Annotated in this window: 17 protein-coding genes; 3 read left to right on the top strand and 14 right to left on the bottom strand. The window is 43.0% G+C overall.

Annotated features, from left to right (window positions below; all coding sequences use genetic code 11):
* The first annotated feature begins 339 nt into the window (after positions 1-339).
* Positions 340-1,461, top strand: coding sequence for an acyltransferase (locus M3204_RS04585; protein WP_251479006.1), 1,122 nt, complete (start codon positions 340-342; stop codon positions 1,459-1,461).
* 282 nt (positions 1,462-1,743) lie between these two features.
* On the opposite strand, the gene M3204_RS04590 is transcribed toward M3204_RS04585, so the two are convergent.
* On the bottom strand, positions 1,744-2,454 hold the full coding sequence (locus M3204_RS04590) for an N-acetylmuramoyl-L-alanine amidase (RefSeq protein ID WP_251479008.1): 711 nt from the start codon (positions 2,452-2,454) through the stop codon (positions 1,744-1,746).
* A gap of 292 nt (positions 2,455-2,746) precedes the next feature.
* Between M3204_RS04590 and M3204_RS04595 the strand changes: the two genes are divergently transcribed.
* Entirely contained in the window at positions 2,747-4,381 is a 1,635-nt protein-coding gene (locus tag M3204_RS04595) for a bifunctional metallophosphatase/5'-nucleotidase (RefSeq protein WP_251479010.1), read from the top strand.
* A gap of 135 nt (positions 4,382-4,516) precedes the next feature.
* Here M3204_RS04595 and argH read toward each other — a convergent pair whose 3' ends face one another.
* The 5 genes from argH to M3204_RS04620 are packed head-to-tail and all read right to left on the bottom strand — an operon-like array spanning position 4,517 to position 11,157.
* Positions 4,517-6,007, bottom strand: coding sequence for an argininosuccinate lyase (gene argH, locus M3204_RS04600; protein ID WP_251479012.1), 1,491 nt, complete (start codon positions 6,005-6,007; stop codon positions 4,517-4,519).
* Between the two features lie 39 nt (positions 6,008-6,046).
* A complete protein-coding gene (locus tag M3204_RS04605; protein ID WP_251479014.1) occupies positions 6,047-7,738 on the bottom strand; it encodes an ABC transporter permease in 1,692 nt (563 codons plus the stop codon).
* On the bottom strand, positions 7,735-8,829 hold the full coding sequence (locus M3204_RS04610) for an ABC transporter ATP-binding protein (RefSeq protein WP_251479016.1): 1,095 nt from the start codon (positions 8,827-8,829) through the stop codon (positions 7,735-7,737). Before M3204_RS04610 ends, M3204_RS04605 begins: the two co-directional genes overlap by 4 nt.
* Positions 8,830-8,841: 12 nt before the next feature.
* Positions 8,842-9,930, bottom strand: coding sequence for an extracellular solute-binding protein (locus M3204_RS04615; protein ID WP_251479019.1), 1,089 nt, complete (start codon positions 9,928-9,930; stop codon positions 8,842-8,844).
* A 15-nt stretch (positions 9,931-9,945) separates the two neighbouring features.
* Positions 9,946-11,157, bottom strand: a complete 1,212-nt coding sequence (locus M3204_RS04620) for an ROK family transcriptional regulator (protein ID WP_251479021.1) — start codon at positions 11,155-11,157, stop codon at positions 9,946-9,948.
* A 399-nt stretch (positions 11,158-11,556) separates the two neighbouring features.
* On the opposite strand from M3204_RS04620, the gene M3204_RS04625 reads away from it, so the two are divergent.
* Positions 11,557-14,067: an NEW3 domain-containing protein gene (locus tag M3204_RS04625; protein ID WP_251479023.1), complete on the top strand. Its 2,511-nt coding sequence runs from the start codon at positions 11,557-11,559 to the stop codon at positions 14,065-14,067.
* A gap of 152 nt (positions 14,068-14,219) precedes the next feature.
* Here the strand turns inward: M3204_RS04625 and M3204_RS04630 are convergent, their stop codons facing one another.
* The 8 genes from M3204_RS04630 to M3204_RS04665 form a co-directional block, all read right to left on the bottom strand.
* A complete protein-coding gene (locus M3204_RS04630; RefSeq protein ID WP_251479025.1) occupies positions 14,220-14,954 on the bottom strand; it encodes an SIS domain-containing protein in 735 nt (244 codons plus the stop codon).
* A gap of 5 nt (positions 14,955-14,959) precedes the next feature.
* Positions 14,960-15,685 (bottom strand): KDGP aldolase, encoded by a 726-nt coding sequence (locus M3204_RS04635; protein WP_435367717.1) that lies wholly within the window; start codon positions 15,683-15,685, stop codon positions 14,960-14,962.
* The gene (locus M3204_RS04640) at positions 15,663-16,394 is read right to left on the bottom strand and encodes a creatininase family protein (protein ID WP_251479029.1); all 732 of its coding nucleotides are present in this window, start codon (positions 16,392-16,394) and stop codon (positions 15,663-15,665) included. The genes M3204_RS04635 and M3204_RS04640 overlap by 23 nt, the downstream gene beginning before the upstream one ends.
* A gap of 11 nt (positions 16,395-16,405) precedes the next feature.
* Positions 16,406-17,398, bottom strand: a complete 993-nt coding sequence (locus tag M3204_RS04645) for a phosphotriesterase family protein (protein ID WP_251479031.1) — start codon at positions 17,396-17,398, stop codon at positions 16,406-16,408.
* Positions 17,399-17,480: 82 nt separating this feature from the next.
* On the bottom strand, positions 17,481-18,776 hold the full coding sequence (locus tag M3204_RS04650; protein WP_251479033.1) for a PTS ascorbate transporter subunit IIC: 1,296 nt from the start codon (positions 18,774-18,776) through the stop codon (positions 17,481-17,483).
* Positions 18,777-18,797: 21 nt separating this feature from the next.
* Complete coding sequence (locus tag M3204_RS04655) at positions 18,798-19,064, bottom strand: PTS sugar transporter subunit IIB (RefSeq protein ID WP_251479035.1); 267 nt, start codon at positions 19,062-19,064, stop codon at positions 18,798-18,800.
* Positions 19,065-19,066: 2 nt separating this feature from the next.
* Entirely contained in the window at positions 19,067-19,504 is a 438-nt protein-coding gene (locus M3204_RS04660; RefSeq protein WP_251479037.1) for a PTS sugar transporter subunit IIA, read from the bottom strand.
* 42 nt (positions 19,505-19,546) lie between these two features.
* The gene (locus M3204_RS04665; protein ID WP_251479039.1) at positions 19,547-21,634 is read right to left on the bottom strand and encodes a BglG family transcription antiterminator; all 2,088 of its coding nucleotides are present in this window, start codon (positions 21,632-21,634) and stop codon (positions 19,547-19,549) included.
* Positions 21,635-22,047 lie beyond the last annotated feature (413 nt).

The raw sequence follows: 22,047 nt of genomic DNA on the forward strand, positions 1-22,047 counted from the left end.
CCCAAAGTTTCGAGAAAATAACGTTCATAGTAATGAATATTATCTGAATATGGAAATTTCGTGGTTTCCGTTAATGGATAGACATGCTTCTTTTTGCGATCAAAAATTGCACCTGTGAAACCCAGTTTTTCAAGCGCAACTTCATAATAAGATTGTGTCCTGTACTCTCTTAAAAATATTTTCACTTTACTTATCTGATAGGAACTTACACAAATTACTATATTAAAAAAATAATACAATCATATTAAATAACGGTTAAAAGCACTAAATCCACCTTTCTTTCTTTTATTATGTAAAAGGATATTTTCCTCTACTTACTAAAAGAAGGAAGTGTGATGGATGAGTACTAAACGTGAACATATTTATGAAATTCATTATATTCGGGCCATCGCTAGTTTAATGGTCCTTCTTGTACATGTTTCTGCAGCCTACTTTTACCAACATGGCCAGAAATATAATGATTACACATTTTTCATTAATCAGATCAGCCGTTTCGGCACACCAATGTTTGCAATGATGAGCGGATTTCTTCTTTTCTATCAGACTAGAAAGAAGGGTTTTAACTTTAAGAGATTTTTATCAAGCCGCTTCACGAAGATAGGTATCCCGTTTCTTGTATGGAGCAGTTTTTATTTCTTATTTATGTATTTTGTCTTAAAAATTAATCCTATGAAAGATGGTATAGATACCTTTCTTCTCAATTTTTTCTCAGGAAATGCTTTTTACCATTTGTATTTTATAGCGATCGTTTTTCAGTTTTATCTTATTTTCCCGTTATTGCAGGTTATACGTTCGAAGATGCTCTGGTCTTTCCTATTAATATTGGCAGCAGTAATCAACTTTTACTTTTTGGAAGTAGATGTTTCTAGTCAATTCGAGGGAACATTAGGAGTAATACTTAGCCAGAGAGCGTTTCTTCCGGAATGGATTTTCTTTTTTATTTTTGGAGGCTTTTTAGCTTATCACTGGGAACCTCTTCTTGCCTTCTCAAAGAAATATAAAATAGTACTAAGTGTGGCTGCAGTTATTGTTACTGTTCTCGCCGTGATGGAATACAAGAGCGTTGGCTCAATTCCTTCAAATAGAGCAGCCAATTTCATCAATATACCGATTTTGACATTGTTCATGGCGGGAATTATGGATAATATCAAGAAAATCCGACTTGCAGAAAAATTCCTGAAGGAAATAGGAAGCCTATCAATGGCCATCTATCTGATTCATCCGTTTGTTATAAATATCTTCGAAAGAATTGCTCCTGCAATCCTTTGGAAGACATCTTTATTCCCAATCACCTTTGGGCTAATCCTGTTAGCAACGATCTTGATAACCAAGCTAATACAGCTGCTTCCTTTCAGCACCTATATTTTAACTGTGCCTAAGCTTAAAGGTTCTAATGGCGGACCTCAAAGTAAACAACGTTTTAATAAAGAACCATTCGTCACCCTGGCTAAGAATCAATAAAAATCTTCTTAAAAGAGAGCTATTGTTTAACCAACAAATAGCTCTCTTTCTTACATAAACTATTACTCTTCCTTATATTTGTTTTTTGATAACTGTTCAATCTTTTAACCTTTTGCTTGCTTCTCCTGGGTTGCTGCTGGCTGTAATCGCACTCCCGACAATGGCAACTTTAACATTTCTTAGCACATCTACCATACCGTATAAGGAAGAATCCGCTCATTCCCCTTCTAAGTCAATAAAAAAAGAACAGCTATTTTAGCAGCTGCTCCTTTTAACATTACTTCATTTCCCCTCTAAAACCTTAGCCCAATCAAACAAACTGCCTGGGTCTGTTTTCCGCTCTGGAGCATATTCATCATGACCAATTATGTGTTCTCTATCTCTTTTTATCTTCTTGTTCCTCGTGATAATGTCGTCTAGCAATAGAATAAGAGCTGCATACTGGGCATCTGTGTAGCCGATATGTTCCATCGGAATTTTTTTATAGTGCTCCGAGGACATCATTGCCGCCATTTCTGCTTCTGTTCCAATTGCCATGAGTTCAATGCCAATCGAGTATTTATTCAAGCGGTCTCTGTAATCAGGGAATTCAAGCAAATCTCCTTTCCCGGCATGGCGCGCAGCACGGGATTCCGGCAGTAAATAGTATATTTCACCGTTCCGATCAATCATATAATGAGGAGAGACTTCATACTCAATATAAGTTTTCCGGACTTCATCGTACACATATGGATTTTCCGGATTCATCACTGCATTACTGGAAAAATGAAGCACGATATGCGTTTTCACATCACTGCGTGGCACAAAATTTAGCTTAGGCATAAAGTCTCTAATAACCGGTACTTGTACTTCGGGCTGTGAATCCTCTGGCTTTGGACGTGCTTCCACCTTAACCACAGCCTTCTCTTCAATACCGGCAGAGCAGCCGCCACTCAGCAATAATAAAATGGACAAAACGTCCAACAATCCCCTTCTATACATCTTCTCACCCAACGTCCCTATCTCTTTAATTTTTATTTATAAATAATTCGTTATCAAAGGTGAAATAACCTTTTTCATAAATTGCCCCCTTCTATCTTGGTATAATGAATTTTTATCTATCAAAGGTGCGAATGACAAATTAAAAAATATAAACCAGCCTTCCATTTTATATGCAGATTGTTAAAATTATGAAACTAAGATTAATCCACCCTTTTTGGTTTGCATTTTGATAGAATGTAGGTGATTTACCACTTTGTTCCTAGCTTAGTCGCAATACTACATATTCTTACAAGGGGGAAATATTATGAATCACCAGAACAAGTTTTACCGGAAATTCTTGTCTTTAGCTGCTTCTGCTGCTCTTTTGACATCAATCGCTGTTCCAGCAGTATCAGCCAACATGAAGGGCCAGAAGCCTGGCAAGCCCTACGAGTTAACTATCATGCATACGAATGATACGCATGCTCATTTAGACACTGTCGCAAAACGTGTTGCGGCCATTAAGCAGGTACGGGAAGAAAGCGCCAACACTTTGTTATTAGACGCTGGGGATGTGTTTTCAGGAACTTTGTATTTTAACGAATATGAAGGACTCGCAGATTTGGAGTTCATGAACCTGGCAGGCTATGATGCCATGACTTTCGGAAACCATGAATTTGACAAGGGGACTGCTACTCTAGCAAACTTTGTCAAAGATGCAGATTTTCCATTTGTCAGCGCGAACGTAAACTTTGAGACTGACCAAAATATAAATATGTTTTCCAATAACGAAATTTCTCCGGAACCAAATGATGGCGAAGTTTACAAAGGATTCGTAAAAGAGGTAAACGGAGAAAAAATCGGGATCTTCGGTCTCACGACAGCTGAAACAGTAGATATCTCCAGCCCTGGCCCAGATGTCCAATTCAATGACTACATCAATGAGGCAAAAGCAGCAGTTAAAGCTTTTGAAGATCAAGGAATCAATAAGATTGTTGCCTTAACTCACATCGGCCTGAATGATGGCGGCGGAGACAATGATCTGATGTTAGCGGAGGAAGTAGAAGGCATTGATGTTATTGTCGGCGGACACACTCACGTTAAATTGACTGAACCAGTTTTTGTAGAGGCTGGCAAAGAACCTACAGTCATCGTGCAGGCAAATGAGTACGGAAAATTCCTCGGTACTCTGGATGTGAAATTTAATAAAAATGGGAAAGTAGTCGAATATGCAGGTGAGTTGTTAGACGTCAAAGCTTATCCGGAGGATCCTGAAGCTGCGAAAATCTTGAATGAAAAATACAAACCTGCCGTTGATGAAATGAAACAAACGGTTATTGGCACCACAACCGTTGAATTAGTTGGCGGCAACCCTGCCGCAAGAACTGGCGAAACAAATCTAGGAAACCTGATTACTGATGGAATGCTGGCCAAAGCGAAAACCATCAATCATAATACGGTAATAGCGGTTCAAAACGGCGGCGGAATTCGAACATCCGTCGATGCTGGAGAAATCACCATGGCAAAGGTGCTCGAAGTAATGCCTTTCGGTAACTCTTTAGGAATCATGCAGCTTACAGGTGCTGAAATCAAAGAGGCATTGGAACATAGCGTCAAAGATGCTCCAACAGCATTCGGAGGATTCCTGCAAGTATCAGGCTTGAAATTCGGGTATGATAGCAGTCTGCCTGCAGGCCAAAGAGTCCAGTCCGTTGAAGTAAAAGAAGATGGCGTCAACTATGTAAGCGTAGAGCTTAATAAGACATATACAGTAGCAACTAACACCTTCACTGCCAAAGGCGGGGACGGATACGATGTCTTCGCAAAAGCTTACAAGGAAGGCCGCGTCAGTGAACCTGGCTTCGTTGATTGGGAAATCTTCACGGAATATATTTCTGCACAAGAACAAAACACAGTAAGCCCTTCTGTGGAAGGAAGAATTGTCGATATAGCTAATTAAGGATGAACGCCCAGAACAGATTCTTGTTACTGGGCGTTTGTTTATAAGTCTTCTTTTGAGAAATGCAGGGACGGTTCTTTCGTTTAATAAAATAACATATTTTTACAACTAAAACACTAGAACCGTCCCCATGTTTCAAAACCTAAATTTAACCAGCTCTTCCCTTTTTTGCTCCAAAGTCTGTACGACTCCTGCATAGTCTTCTAGGTCTCTACCGAGTTTCTCTTTTCTCTCACTTATCATCCGCTGGACTTCTTTCGGGCTTGGGCCCCCCTGGATGTCGCGGATTTGGATGAAGTATTCCGGAGAGATAATTTTTTGCCATTCTGCTTCAGTCAAAGAAACATCCACAAATTCTTTAATGACTTTATTAATGTCGGCAACATCCCACTCGTACAGTTCCTTCGCTTCCTTCACGGTCTGCTTGGAAATAAAACTAGCGATGGAGTGGGCTTTCCTGAATGGCACTCCGTATTCACGTGCCAGTGTATCGGCCAGTTCGGTAATTGTTATGCTGGACTTTTTCGCCATTTCCCGGGTATGTTCGCCATTCACCTTCAAGGTTGCGATGACCGCATACATCAGCCTCCATACACGATTTGCATTGTTAAATGCACGGTACAAATGCGGCTGCAAATCATCTTCTGTATCAACAATATCGCCAAATGGGGTATTGTGAACCATATTAAAAGCAGCGAGCGCGTCCCCATATGCACTGCTGGCGATCGAGCGGGAATGCTCGATCGACACAGGGTTACGCTTTTGCGGCATGATGCTGCTGCATTGGACGTATGGATCGGCTACGTAAAAAGAACCGAATTCCCGTGTGACATGCTGAAGGAAATCCTGGATCCATCTGCCGGTGTTGACCATGCTTGTCATCAATGCTGAAGCTGTTTCAAGCAGGTAGTCCCCTCCGCCAATTGAGTCATAAGAATTCTCGACAATCCCGTCAAAGCCCAGTAAATCCCGCGTCCGATCACGACTAATTGGAAACCCTGTCGTTGTCAATGCGGCAGCACCTAGCGAAGACTGGTTGACTGTCCGATAAGCTGACCACAATCGCTGGATATCCCGGCCTAAAACATCGTAAATCGCAAGGAAGTAATGCCCTAAAGTCGTAGGTTGCGCCGGCTGTGTATGGGTGTAGCCTGTAATGATTGTATCCGTATGGCGTTCAGCCTGCTCGAGTAACGCCTCGCTTAATTGGTACGCACTCCCCAGCAAATTGACCAGGTGCTCCCTAAGCACCAAACGGTACATCGCAACGCCCATATCATTCCGGCTTCGCCCGATATGGATTTTACCAGCAAGCTCAGCACCTATCTCCTCGCCGATCTGTGCTTCCATCATGAAAAACAAATCCTCAAACTGCGGATGATAGTTTAACAGTCCAACATCAGTCTGGGCTACCTTATTAATCCCCTCAAACATCACTTTCGCTTCCGCTTCTTCAATAATCCCCTGCTCAGCAAGCATAATCACATGCGCCCGGTGGATATCAAACATGACATCGAACAAGTAATCCCGCTGGTCATTGAAGACAGGCTTCAACAGCTCTTCCACGTATGTCTTACCCGGAAAAGCAGCCCCTTCATTCTTAATAAACTCTTCTAGCTTGTTCATATTTTCATCTCCGATTCTATGATTATGCTAATTCCTGCTTTAAGATAACGACTGTTCCGCCTTAACCCCGAAGAACTTATTCGAGATAACAAGCACAATCGCAATCAAGGTGATCTGGATCATCCCATAAGCCGCCGCCTGCCCCATATTGAACATTCTCAGCTGGTTCATAATTTCAATCGAAATCGGTCTGTTCGAGATGGTGTACAATAATACCGATGTCGGGAATTCACCGACAGATTCTACAAACGCAAGCAATGTCCCCGACAGGACACCTGGCATGATAATCGGCAAAATGACCTTCCTGAACGTATAGAACCACTTTGCTCCAAGGCTCCTCGATGCTTCCTCGATGGAATCATCCAACTGCTCCAAAACAGCATTCGTCGAGCGAACAACCAAAGGAATATGCCTGATAAAATAAGCAAGCGGCAAGATCCAGAAGGTACCGACCAGGATATTCCCAAACGAGAAAATATTCGGCTCGTTAAAAGCAAAGATCAAGTTCATCCCGATCACCGTCGCCGGCAAAGCCCATGGAATCATGACGAGAATATCAACAAAGCTCTTCCCGACAAACTTCCTCTTCACAAGCACATACGAGGCCAGCACACCGAAGACCAAATTCCCTGCCGTCGCGATGAACGACAAAATCAAACTATTTTTCAAAGGCTTGAAGATATTCGGATCCTCCAGCAGCAATCGATAGTTCTCAAAATTGAACACCGAAGGATACGTCTGCCAAGTCCAGGTTCCATCCGGAACTAGCGACAACAGTAAAATCGTGAAGTGCGGCAATAGCAGAATGATGACGCCAATCACACCGGTCAGCACCATTGTCCATTTCAGCACCGGATTATTGACTTCACTGCGATGCGCGCCAATCCCCTTCGTCGCCATCCGATAGTCCTTCCGGTTTTGGTACCAGCGCATGAACAGCAAGAAAGCAATCGAGACAATCGAGAGAATGACAGATTGGGTAGCAGCGACCTCCATGTCTCCATTAATCTTTGAAAAATAGATTTGCAGACTCAGTACCCTAAACCCGCCCGCAAGCAGGAATGGCGCACTGAAGGATGCCATCGAAATCATGAACACGAGCAACGAAGCGGCCACGATTGCCGGAGTCAGCAGCGGGAATGTCACCTTCCTGAAAACCTGGAAACGGCTTGCTCCCAGATTGTACGCAGACTCTTCTAGCGAAGGATCAATTTTTAATATCGCGGAAGAAACTGTCATGTAAAAATAAACATACATCGTATAGGCGTGGACAATCAGGATGCCTGACACCCCGCCGATTTTGAACGGAACTTCTTTTAGCCCCAATAAATCCTTGATCGCGTTCGGAACCAATCCCGATTCCCCATACAAAAACATGAACGCCATGACCCCTACCAATGAAGGCAAGACGATTGGCATGATTGCTGCCGTGGCGAAGAATCCCCTGCCCGGGAAGTCGTAACGGTTAAAAATAAATGCCAGCGGAATCCCGATTGCCGCGCTAACCAGAACGCTCAGTACGGATATGTACACTGAATTCCACAACGCCTGCAGATTCGTCTTGGATTCTTGTGAGAAAAAGTCCTGATAATTCCCTAAAGTGAACCCGCCCTCCTTCTGCAAGCTTTCAAGGAACGTCCGCAGCGACGGGTACAGGACATAAGCGATCAACACAAGCAATACAGGAATCAGCAAATATAACGTCAGCCGGTTATCACGATTCTTCATCATGACGCATCACCGCTCAGCACCGGAATCAGCCTGATTTGATCTTCAGGAAGCTCAACCCATACATCGGCTCCCGGCTTCAGGTTTGCAGACACATGGTTCAGCAGGTTCACATCAAGCAGCAAACCATTGACGCGTACCCTGACCAGGATGATCGTGCCGAAGAATTGCACATCCTCGACCTTTCCCTGGAACACATTCGGCCGGTCTGCCTTTTCCGCAAGAATTCTGATTGATTCTGGGCGGATTGACAGAGCCAGCTCTCCATCTTGATGCTCTCTATTAAAATTAAAAGGGTTATTATGTACAACATATTGGTTCTCACCAGCCGAGACGGTTACGCGATTTCCTTCAACTTGATCCACTATCACAGGCAATAGATTAATCTCGCCTATGAAACTCGCAACAAAATCATTTGCAGGCTCATTATAGATTTCAGACGGCGTCCCAACCTGGTGGCACACACCAAAATTGAAAACAGCGATCCGGTCACTCATCGACAAAGCTTCAGCCTGATCATGAGTAACATAAATAGTCGTAATCTTGTACTCTTTTTGCAGCCTGAGGATTTCGCTTCGCATTTCATCCCGAAGCTTGGCATCGAGGTTGCTCAAGGGCTCATCAAGCAAAAGGATTTCAGGTTCAATCACCAATGCCCTCGCAAGAGCTACGCGCTGCTGCTGACCTCCACTTAACTGACTCACCTGACGGTCGGCATACTTTTCGAGCCTGACTTTACGAAGCACTTCTTGAACCCGTGCTTTCAGTTCATTAGAAGCGATTTTCCTTACCTTTAACCCGAAGGCAATATTCTCAAAAACCGTCATATGAGGAAAAAGGGCATAGTTTTGAAAAACCATGCCCGTATTTCTTTTTTCCGGAGGTACACGCGTCATATCTTTATCGCCAAATCGCACGACACCCTTGGTAGGATAATAGAATCCAGCAATCATCCTCAGGGTTGTCGTCTTGCCGCAGCCACTTGGCCCGAGAAACGTAAAGAATTCCCCATCCTTGATTTCAAGGTTCAAATGGTCAACCGCAACTACTTTACCGAAGGCTTTTTGGACATTCTCTATTTTTATCGACGCCATACCACACACTTCCTATTCTTTGATTTCTTTATCTCCACTCTTAATGTTTTCATCCCAATACTTCATCCACGCATCACTATTGTCCTGGAAAACTTTCCAGTCGATATCCATGGCCTTGATTTCTGTATCCGTGATCCACTTAGGAAGATCCGTAACATCATCACGAGTAGGGATGCGGTAGTATTTTTCCGCTAAAAGCTTTGCAGCTTCAGGACTGTTTACGAACTCATAGAATGCTTCAGCTGCTTTAGGATTCTTGCCATCCTTGACGATCGCGATACCTTCAGTCAATACTGGCGTTCCGCTTTCTGGAACGATAAATTCAAATGGATAATTCTTGTTTTCCTTCAGCATGACGACATCCGGCATTGCCCAGACAGACACGGAACCTTCTCCCTTGGCAACCTTGCTGTACATCATTTCAGGGTTAGCAGAGTATTCCTTTGTATTGGCATCCAGCTTTTCCAGCCACTCATAGCCTTTGGCAGGATCCTTGGAATCCTTGAAGTCACGGTAGATCATTGCTGAGAAGATCGTTCTCATCGTTCCGGAAGCCAATGGATATCGAATGATGATTTCATCCTTCCATTTCGGATCAAGCAATTCATCCCAATCTTTAGGAGCTTCTTCCTTTGTCAGCTCTTTGCTGTTATACATGATGACTTCAGGTGTCTGGCTCGTTCCAGACCAGTGCCAGTCTGCTTCATGGAAGCCCTCAGCCAATGCGCCAGAGTAAGAAGGTTCATACGGCTTTAAAAGTCCCTCGTCCTTAGCCTGGTCGAACATGACGGAAGGAGCTCCCCACCATACGTCAGCCTGAGGATTATTCTTTTCGGAACGGACACGGTCAAGGACTTCCTGTGATCCCATATCAAGCCACTCGACATCCACATCGTATTCAGCTTCGAACTGCTTTTCGAATTCTGATAAAATATCTTTTCCATGCGGAGAGTAGATGACGACTTTATCTTCGAGCTTCTCTTTGGAGCCGTTATCTCCTGCCGGTTTGCTTGAACCCTCTTCAGAGCTGCACCCTGCTAGCAATAACGATGCAGATAAAGTCAATGCCGTGATAATCGAAACCTTTTTCTTGTGTTTCACAAAAATTCCCCCTCATTAATTGTATTTAATCAGACTTTCATGCTCCCTCATGAACAGTGATACTGCACCTAAGACCCCTGCATTATCACCCAGTTGGGAAGTTCTGAGCTGGACTGAACTAGGAAGGTATTGATTCACGATTTCCTGCAGCTTCGGCAGAATGAATTCGGATGACTTGAGAACACCACCTCCTAAAATGACAACCTCCGGATTTAGCAAACTAGCAGCATTCACGATTCCATAGGCTAAATGCTCGATTGCTTCTTCAATCACGTTTAGGGCGATTTGATCGCCGGTCTTCGCTAGCCTGAATGCCATTTCCCCTGGCAGTTCTGACTTAAGTGCCTGTTGGTGCAGAGGATGGTCTGGCTCCTTCTGGATGCATTTTGTCAGCCTGTCTCCGATCGATTTCCCGCCTGCTACACTTTCAAGGTAGCCGTAGCGGTGGAAAATCGGCTTGAACTCATTTTTCATATCATTCTTGTCTGTTACCATGTAGCCAATCTCACCTGCAGCACTTGAGGACCCTCTGTATAATTGATTGTTGATGATAATGCCGCTGCCAATACCCGTGCCAACCGCAATGAACAGAACGTTTTGCTTTTCTCGCGCATTTCCAAGCCATTGTTCGCCAAGTGCCGCGACATTGACGTCATTGTCCACATGGACAGGAAACGGAAGATGGCGCTTCGCTTCAGTAATAAAAGGGTATCTGACCCAGTTCAAGCTTGGAGCCTCGACAACAATTCCGCTTGTAGTCTCTGTAATCCCCGGCACCCCTGCGCCAACTCCCAAAATCTTCTCAGCTTCGATTCCTTCTTTGTTAATCATGAAATCAATCTCTTTAGCAATCTGTTTCAGCAGCCCAGATTCAAGATATTGGCATGTGCTAAAACTGCTGCTTGTGATGATGTTCCCATTCAAATCGCAAATGACTGTCCTCACCTTTGTTCCACCAATATCCGTTCCAATTATGTACGCTGCTTTTTCGTTGAAGTATAGCTGGATTGGCCTTCTGCCTCCCTGTGAAGTGGACTCGCCAATCCCCTTCTCAAAAATCCATTTTTCCTGAATCAATTCATCGACCAATAATGATACCGTTGGCTTGCTGATATTGATTTTTGCTGCAATTTCAGCCCTTGAGATCGGTGAATTCTCTTGTATGCACTGAAGCACTCTTTTTTTGTTGAGTGATTTCACCTGCACCGTTGTTCCACTTAAATTCATAACATCACGGCCTTAATTCTTTTTGGTTAGTAAGATTTACTAATTAACTAAAAATATACAATAGTTTGAAATCGTTTACAACTATATTGTTCAGAAAATTTAAAAACTTAGTTTATTAGAGTTATATTTTATAAATTTAGGAGATATTCTTGATCCTTCGCTATCTTTATAAATAAAATATTCAGTTAGGTCAATTTACCCAACGGGAAACTGGATATAATTTACCATTTTTAATATTCTGACAATTTATTAATTTACAATATTATCCAACTGTGATTACCTTTAACTAGGGGTTATATCACCTGTTAGTTAGGTAGATTAACTAACCTGCAATTACATACCAAGGAAGGAGTGTTTGATATTTTTTATCAGAACTTAAAAATGAAAGGGGTTACAAAAATGAGGAAGTTTTTTATGGGCATGCTTTCTTTCCTGCTAGTCGTATCCCTGCTGCCAGTAAGCGGAACAGCCGCCCAGACCCAGGAGCCAGATGTTGATCTTTGGAATGCAGTGAAGCCTCTCGATACGACCGTGACCTTCCTGAACACCGGCGCGCACCCGGATGATGAGCGAAGCGACTTTTTAGCATATCTATCAAGGGGACTCGGTGTTACAACGGCGAGCATGATTGCCAACCGTGGCGAAGGCGGCCAGAATGAAATCGGCAATGAACTTGGGAACGCCCTCGGAATCATCCGTTCCCGCGAAATGATTGAAGCCGCAAAGATCACCGGAGTTACCGCTTATCACCTAAGCGAAACAACATCCGATGCAATTTATGACTTCGGGTTTTCGAAAAGCCCGGATGAAACGCTGGAAAAATGGGATGAAGACATTGCTTATGAACGTTTAATCCGTTTTATCCGCACATATCAGCCGGACATCGTCATGCCTTCATTCAGGAACACCCCAACGCAGCATGGCCATCACCGTGCAATGGAAATCCTGAGTGAAAATGCTTTTAAAGACGCGGCAGATCCAGCGGTTTATCCAGAGCAGTTAAAAGAAGGATTGTCAGTATGGCAGATCAAAAAGCTCTTCCTCCCTGCTGCTTCAAAAGATACTGCCACTACCTCTATTGAAATCGGTATGTATGATCCGATTTACCAGATGTCCTATCCACAGCTGGGAGAAGAATCCCGCTACATGCATAAAAGCCAGGGAATGGGCAATGACATCTCTGTCGAACCACGTCAAACTCATCTAGAATTGCTTTTCAGCGCTGTAGACACAAACAAAAGCAGCGAACTTTTTGCAGGTGTACCATATGACTTTGCAGAATGGGCTAAAACTCTTCCGAAAAACGCGAATTCACTATCAGTCCAATATACGAAACTCCAGGATCAGCTTGAGTCGATCATCGCTTCCTATCCTGACAGAGGAACGGTATTCACTCAATCGCAAAAAGCTTTAAAAGATGTCCTCCGCCTGCAAAAGATGACGGAAAAGGCAAAGCTTGATGACGAGCTAAAGTCTGATTTGCTCCACAAGCTAAGCCTGAAGGAAGCTCAGCTGCAGGAGGCAAGCTTCGTTTCTTCAAGCCTTGATGTAAAAGCAGAAGCTCTATCAACTGTCCTTACTAAGGGCCAGGACACAACTGTTACCGTTACACTAAAAAACAACGGCTCACATGAATTGGAGCATACTGCTGTTGAATTATTGGCTCCAGAAGGCTGGACTGTTAAAGCTAACGGCAAGGAAAAAGCATTAGCGCCAGGCGAAACGGCTACCCTTACTTTTAACGTTTCCGTACCTGAAGATGCCGAGTTCTATCACGCCTATAAAGAACCAGTTTTACAGGCCAAAGTCTCTTACAAGAATGATGGCGCTGCCGTCGAACAAGTGAGAGAACTAGATGGCACAATCGCCGTCCTTCCAGATGCGGCGGTCACCTTGAATCCAGAGGACATCATCGTCAATACCGCTAACGTCCAAAAAGAAATTCCGGTGACTGCAAAGGTTAAGAATTATTTTAACGGCGCAACTCAAGCTTCTGTGACTTTAAAGGCACCTGCAGGCTGGGAAGTTGAACCTAAAACAGCAACAGTTGATTTCAGCTCCCAATTTGAAGAACAAGAAGTGGCATTCACCCTATCACCGCCTCAAGACATTCATTCAGGAGATTTCAAGATTGATGCAGAGGTCGCTGTTAACGGAAAAACATTCAATTCCACCATCCAGGAAATCAGCTACGACCATATTGGAACGTTCTATTATCAGTACCCTGCCAAGGTAAACGGTGTCGCTTTTGAATTATTGAAGAACGATAACCTTAAGGTCGGTTATATCGACAGCGGCTTCGATTTGGTTGCTGATTATCTGTCGAATGCCGGATTGAATATCACAAAGCTTACTGAATCCGATGTAGCAACATCCGATTTAAGCCAGTACGACACAATCGTAGTCGGAATCCGCGCCTACCTATCAAGGGCAGATCTTCTTGCGAACAACGCCCGCCTGCTTAAATACGTAGAAGACGGCGGACATTTAGTCGTCCAATACCACAAGCCAAACGACGGATGGAACAAAGATACAACAGCACCATATCCTTTAACAATCGGAAACCCATCCATCGCCTGGAGGGTGACCGATGAAAATGCGAAAGTGACAGTCCTGCAGCCAGAATCGCCACTGTTCAACTATCCGAACAAAATCACAGACAGCGACTGGGATCACTGGATCCAGGAAAGAGGACTATACTACCCAATGGCATGGGGACCAGAATACGAAACATACGTCAGGATGGCTGACCCGGGCGAAAACGCATTTGACGGAGGAATCCTCATGGCCAACTACGGCAAAGGAACCTACCTCTACACCAACCTAGTATTCTACCGCCAAATCCAGGGACAGGTGCCGGGTGGATATAGAATCTTTACAAACCTGATCAGCTACGGTTCAGAGAACTAAGCAAAGGAAAACAACCATCCCCCCTCCGGTGGATGGTTGTTTTTCGATCAAATTCGGGTGGTGGCAGGCACCAGAACCGAAATTCCTAATAATAAAGAAGAAGTTGTCGAGGATTTCCCGCAGCTTGCTGGCGTTGCAATACTTGCGTAGTATTAAGACAACAACGAAATCCTACCTCTATACTTTTCTACCAGCATGTTATTATGGTCGTCTGCTCCATCGATATTACCGCTGAGGAACACAGGTGGTTCGATTCCCTGGTCGGCAAGAATCTTGATTGCTTCTGCAAAAATGGCGTTAAGGATAACTGCACCGACTACTGTTGATGTAGGGGCAAATGGTACAGATACCTTTTCATATGAGAGAATGGCGTCGCCTTTTACAGAATGGTTATCAATCGCCAGGTCTACTGAATTGAAGAGATGCTTGCCGCTTTTATGTCGGGATGGCTGGCTTTGCGAGTACTCGAATGAGGTAAGGCCAATAACATATGCACCCTTCTTTGTTGCTGCCTGGGCTACATCTACTGGTACCGGGTTACGTCCTGAAGTAGAAAGTACGAATACAACATCCTCCGGGCGGATATCCTGTTCTTTCAAGAATTCTGCAGCATAATCATTTTGGCGCTCCAAGTAGGATGACCGCAAGGCCCCTTCATGCAGCATTAAAGGTTCTACTAATATCGGCTTTATTGGCACCAGTCCTCCAGCACGATAGAACACCTCTTCAGTTAAAATATGAGAATGGCCGCAGCCAAACAGCTGAATAATTCCACCGTTCTTGATTGCCTCCGCTACCTTTACTGCCGCTGCCGACATCTTTTCCTGCTCGTTATTCTCTACTAGTTCCAGTCTTTCTTTTGCTCTCGCGAAATATTGACTTAGCATCTCGATCATCTCCTAACTAAATTCACAATCTTACTGACTTCCTCTGGAAGCGTCCTGCCTGTCAGTTTATCAATGGTTGAGCCGAATATATGCGGCATGAATAGTGAAATCCCTGTTTCCTTGACTGCCTTAATGATTTCAACGATATTGTCTGAAGAAATGCCTCCAGCTGGTTCAACTGACAAAATTCCCTTTTCAGCTGCTGCTTTACAAAGGTAGACAAGCTCTTCTAAATGGACGGTTCCTTTCAATGGCATGAATTTAATTGACTCAATGCCCATTGAGATGGCAAGGTTCACGAAATCCTCTACCTTGATTTCAACCCCAGCAAGCTTTACAGACCCTACATTGCCAGATGGAGTAACCAATCCATTAACAACCTGATCCAATCCGATTGCCTGTAAATACCCTTTTGAAAAACTGGATTTTTCAAAAGGCTGATTAATATGACCGGGATCAGATCCAGCAGCTATCTTTAAAACCTTTTCCCAATTTTCAGGGTTGCCTCCGTCTCCCAGCCCAATGCTGACTACAGGAGCTACTTCTTTCAACTCCTTAACCTTTTCAATACCAGCCTCAATGCTGTCAAAATCGGAAGAAACAATTCCTGGGACGATAAAACCAGTCCCTGCTTCGATTATTTCGCGAGCATTTTCTTTATCCTTAGCAAGGAAGTTAAACAGCAAAAAGCCATCAAGTTTATTCAGGTCATATAACTTCATTTTTGGCACCTTCAATCAGCTTTACCATATTTTCAATCGCTACTTCGATAATTTTCTCGCCTTTTTCTTTTGTCGCAATTTTTGCATCACCTAATACAGCTGAGGTTGTGAACTCCTCCCATGGCGTTGGTGTAACGTCCGCATTCATCGGGATATCAGGGATGTCGGTAATCGCACGGGACATGTCCACATATTCATCCGCGAGATACAGCATATAAGATGTCTCGATCTCGCAGGCATGAAAATAGCTGGCATGGGCTGAAGGTGTTTCCCTGACTACCTCCGTTATCTTTTTTACTCCTGGGTAAAATAAGTAAAGAATCTTAAAGTCTGGATATAGACTATAAAGCTTCCTTGCAGCTTCCTTCAAAGCAACTGCATTGCCAAGATGGCCATTAACCATCGCAAATACTTTAAACCCTTGATCATAAAGGCTTATACCGATATCCACCAGTATGCTGATGAGAGAATCATTGCTTACATTTATACTTCCGGGAAAATTCTTCAGGCTCCATACCTGACCGTAAGGAAGTGTCGGCAAAACAAATGCCCCTGTTTGTTCGGCAACTCTCTCCGAAAGCCGTTCTGCCAAATAGTTATCTGTACCAAGCGGAAGATGTGGCCCGTGGGCTTCGACTGCCCCAATAGGCAAAATAGCAATCTTTCTATTCTGGATTTTCTCTTTAACCTCAAAGGAGTTTTCATTCTGAAAAATCATAGCTGCGCCTCCTATTTTTTAAATGTGAAGCATCGTGCCGGATTATCGACGAAGAATTTCCGCACTAATTTTTCACCGTCAAATCCCTGGCGGTTTGCATCGTCAATAAAACGAGGCACCCACTTTGCAATAATGTATTCCAGGCCAAGACCGTAATCATAATGCTTTAAATAGGTCTTCCTGGCTGTGTCCCCGCTTACAAGAATCTGATCTTCATAGCCCTTTTTAACAAGCTCAAGAATACAGTTGATCCGCGTGCTTTCCGGTGCATATTTGATTTTTGCGATTCCATCAAAGCTCAGGTATGCTCCAGTTTTTGCGACTTGCTCATGATAATAAGGGTCGGGATTTCGGTCCATATGGCCGAAGCTCATATAAGAAAGATCGACACCTTCACTTTTTAAAAGGTCGATTTGCTCGAGCCCCATTGTGCCGGCTTCTGTATGGGAATGAAGCGGCGCCTTTGTTTCATGGTGCGCACGCGCCACAGCCCGCAATGTTTTTTCCTCCAGCGGTGTAATACGGTTATAGCCGGTCCCGAATTTCACCTGGCCCGCTTTAAAAGGAGTACCTTCAAGACCCTCTTCCACTTCTCTGATCACAAATTCTGTTAATTCATTAATACTCTTATTCTCAATCCAATCAGTATACGTCTTGTAGTCACCAATGATCGGCTTCAGTTCTTCCTTTATTTTTGCATCCCATAAAAAGCTTTTATTGAAGCCTGCTGTTCCTACAATATGAATATCCAGCTCTTCAGAAATTTCCTTTACAGCTTGTACATCGCGGCCATAATCAACTGCTGTCGCATCAACGATTGACCTTCCTCCGTGCTTTTTAAAATCTTCCACATCAAGCTTCGATTTTTCCTTGTCATCCAATAACAGGTCGTCTTCTCCTCTTTCAGCCCAATAGGCCGGCCTGCAAACGATATGTTCATGGGAGTAGGTAAAGCCTAGATCTTCAGGTTTTATATCCCCGCGCAATGTACGAATAAAGCTCATAATCTTTCCCTCCTGCTTGTGCTTTGACTAATGAAATAGGTAAAGGGCATCGAGATGCCCTTTACTGGAATTGTCTTATAGACTAAAAGAATAGCTGAGCTAAAAATTTGATGATTGGTCCAAGGATGAACATATCAGAATCAGCAGCCCACATTGCAGTATCAGGTACTGTGCTGGAAATCAGCATTTTCACCATGATATATTGTCCCCATGCAACTACAGTTGAAGTGATGAAGCCTCCGAGAAGCGCTCCGCGTACACCGCCTGTTGCGTTACCGAATACACCGGCAGTTGCACCGTGGAAGAACAAGACAATCATTGTTGGTACAAATACATAGCTAACTGTGTTACCAAGTACTGCAAGCCAGATTAAAGCACCGGCAAATGCACCAAGGAATCCAAGAATTACAGCATTTGGAGCATATGGGAATACGATTGGGCAATCCAGCGCAGGCTTTGCTCCAGGAACTAAGCGTGTTGCAATTCCGTTAAACGCAGGTACGATTTCACCGATGAACATCCTTACACCGAGCAGGACGATTGCAATACCTCCTGCAAATGTAAATGACTGAATGATCGAATAGATAATGAAATTCTGTTCTCCCGATTTTTTCATTAATTCCTCCGCACCAGGAGTACCCTTGGCAGAAAGAATAATCGCACCTACAAGGAATAATAATCCCATTGTTAAAGCCGTGATTACGTTTGAATCCCGTAAAAACTCAAGTCCTTTTGGCAATTTGATTTTCTCAGAATCATTCTCTTTATTACCTGCTACCTTCCCTACAAGAGCTGCCAGCAACGCAACTGATGCCGAGGTGTGACCTAAAGCAATGTTGTCATTGCCAGTGATTTTACGCATGAATGGCTGCGTCAATGCAGGCTGTACTGTCCAATAAATACCCATTAGTATTGATAAGAAGATTACTAGTTTTACTGGAGAAACATCACCAACAGAGTGAACAACAATACCTGCGAAAATTGTGGTAGTCCAGAACATCATATGTCCTGTCAGATAGATATATTTAAATTTCGTGAAGCGAGCAAGCAATACGTTGATTAAAAAACCGATAGTCATAGCCAGAGTTACTGCGCTGCCGTATTTAGCATTGAATCCTTCCTGGCCCATGAATTTGCCTAATGATTCGCCTTCAAGGTTAAACACTTCTTTCCACATTGGCTCAAATACCAGTAAAGCGTTTACAATTACTCCCGCACCAGCACCGATAATCAAGAATCCGATAATTGCTTTAAAAGTGCCGCTTACAACCTGGCTGGAATTTTTCTTTTGAAGCAGCAGACCAATTAATACGATAAAACCCAATAAAATTGCCGGAGTCCCAAAAACATTCGTCGCAACCCATTTGATAATTTCCACTGCATTTTCCCCCTTTTAGAATTAACTTAAGTTATTTTGTAATGCAGTCTTGATCTCGTTCATATCAAAATAGTTATTAACAATAATAACTTTTGAAGCTGTTCCTTCGAGTGTTTGTGCTAATTCATTGCTCGTAACGATATAATCTGGCGCCATGCTTGATGCTGTAGATACATCTGTATTTTCAACGTCAGCTGAAATACCAAGTTCTCTTAACACTGTTTCAACATTCATTCGCAAAATCAAACTCGTTCCTTGTCCTAGGCCGCATACACATAAAATCTTCATTATTAGTTCCCTCCGATTAATAAATTTATTTCTTCATAGTTTGATACCGTCTTCAATGCTTCAACATTTGCAGAATCACCCAGCAGCTTCATTAGTTTTTGGATGATTTGCAGATGCTCATCACTTGATGAGGCACCGAGCGCAAACACTAATGTAACAGGGTCATTTGCTGGATTGCCAAAAACCACAGGTTCCCTCAATCTTACAAATGATACGGATGCTTCATTCACCCCATCCTCAGGCCTGGCGTGTGGAAGAGCAATCTGCGGTGCGAGGACAAAGTAAGGACCATTGGTTTTATAAGAATCTACCATGGCATCCGGGTAATGTGCCTCCACAAGTTTTTCTTCCACCAACAACTGCCCAGCCGCCCTGATTGCGTCTTCAGCAGAGGTTGCAGCAACATCCAGTGCTACTAAATTCTTTTCTAAAAATTTCATGATGAAAACCCTCTCTGCCTTAATTGCTTTTCTATCTCATTTTTATACCGAATAAGCCTTGATCAATTCATAAATACCTTCTCTCGAACCTGTGGCAAGCAATTTTTCCTTTACCTTCTGATCACTAAGCATGTTCGTCAATTGGGATAATGCTTTAAGGTGTGCTTCCCCATCAATTGCCGCCAGGACAATTACAAGCTGAACATCGTGCGTTCCTTTATCAGAAAATGGTACACTATGTTCCAGCCAAAGCACGCTCATTCCCAGCCTGTTTACCCCATCTTCGGGTCTGGCATGCGGGATTGCCACTTTAGGCGAGACGACAATATACGGGCCCATTTTGACTAACGTATCAATCATGGCCCTTATATAGACATTTGTTATTGCCTTATCCTTCAATAATGGCTGTGCAGCTAGCCGTATTGCTTCTTTCCAATCAGAAACACCTTCAGCAACCTGGATGTTCTCTTTTTTCAGAAGGTCTTTTAGATTGGGCTTAACCACTTCTTTACTAGTATTTACTGGCTGATACAGATATTTCTTCAATTCCCTTTGCAAGCTCTCCTCATCGATAACTTCCGCATATTTCTGGACAATAGACATCACAGCTTCTATCGAAGTCCGTTGCTGTGGCTTCGCGTCAACCAGGGCATTCACCTTTTGAAGGAGGCCTTCCTTTTCAGCTTCTGTTAAAATAGAGCTGACAACGAAAACCGGCTTATTCCTTTCCTCCAGCGGGATGGTCGAAATAATGAAATCCACATCATAAAGATTTTTCTCATAATCCCTTTTGGAAACACAGCCTAGAATATCCACTGTCGAAAAGAGCCCTTCAAGCTGATGCCATAATAACTGAGAAGTTCCAACTCCTGTCGTGCAGACAAGCAAAGCATTCTTTCGATTGGCCGGTTTAACACCGACTCGTTCCATCCAGCCGCCGAAATGCATGGCAATCAAGGCTACTTCATGATCATTAACTTCTTTGCCTGCAGCTTCTTCTAGGTGAACAATCACTTTTTTGGTTAGCTGGAAAACATCATTGTATTTTTCTTTTATCGAGCCAGTCACTTCACTTTCAACCTCAAGGCCATATTTGATCCGGTAGAAAGCAGGTTTAACATGCAATATTAGATTTTTCTCAATTTCTCTGCGATTTTCAAAAAACACACATGCATACGTCTGGAAGTCTGTGACCATGTTTGATACAACATCGGAAAGCATCGCTGTTTCATGGTTGCTATTGTGTAAAAGCAGATCCTCTGAGAACTGAATCCTGGATCCCAAGAGATGTTTGGTAATATAAAAAATTTCATCCTCCGGAAAGTTCACATGAAAAAGATTAGATAACTGGTCACTGACTTTTATTGCTGCCTGGTATTCTTTTGTTTCCTTGAGAATTTCTTTCTCTACAGAATCAATCTTGATTTTTTTCCCTTGTGCCAGCCTTCGAACAAAAAGCAGTATGCGAAACACAAAATTATGGATGAATTCGTCCGTAAATTGTATATTCAACTCCTGCTCAATCGAACTGACGATAAATTGAACCGCTTTCATTTTTTCTGAATCGAATAAATTCAGACCTTCATCATTGGCATTAAGGAGGACTGGAATTTGGGCTAATACTGTTTGCCAGCTTTGCTCTGTAAAAATATGCTGTAAATAGTAGACAATCGCTTTTCTTTTATCATCTTCTTTCCCAGTGATGACATAACCCTCTTTACGGTCAAACTCCAGATCTAACTCAAAACGCAATAATTCTTCTTTCAAGCTCTTTAAATCTTCGATGACTGTATTCCTGCTGACACGTACCTTCTTCATCAAGTCCTCAAGATATAATGGACTCGTCCTGGACATTAAATAGATAGAAAGCCAAGCTTTTCTCTCTTTGGGTGTGTATTCATAATGCCAGACCTTCAATGAACCTAACTTCTCGGGAACCTGCGAAGCAGCTTCCTCCTCCAGGAAAAACCCAGCCGACCGCACATATTGCACAGGCGAAAGCTTATGCTCTTTAAGCCATCCATTAATTTTTTCAATATCATAATAAATCGTTCTTCTTGAGATATTGAATTTCTCAGACAGCACCTTCACCGGAGCATAATCCTGAGTTTGCGCGAGGTACGATAACATTGCACTACTGCGTTGATCAAGAGACAGATAAACCACCACCTTAGTACAATTATTTGTGCAAAATAGGACTTTATACAAATCAAACAATTGTTTAAATATAATATACGCCAGCGTTACAAAAAACAGGAGACCAAATATTCCGAATAATTTTGTGCAAAATTGGACTGTTTATTATGCGCAGTTTATTAATTTGTACCTCTGTTGGCTAGTGACGAATATAGAAAAAGAGAGTGACCAGCTATCAACTGAATCAATCTCCTTTATTGATATATTTAAACCAACCTATTACTTTGACAAGTTCTGGGTGGCGACAGGTAGCTATAATTCATTTCCCAATGGTATAGAGTCTCCATGCTTCTTCACAAGCTTAGCAAAAAAAGAAAAGGCAACCATCAATGAGATGACTACCTTAC

Source organism: Mesobacillus subterraneus (genome assembly GCF_023715485.1).
Lineage (GTDB): Bacteria > Bacillota > Bacilli > Bacillales > Cytobacillaceae > Mesobacillus > Mesobacillus subterraneus_B.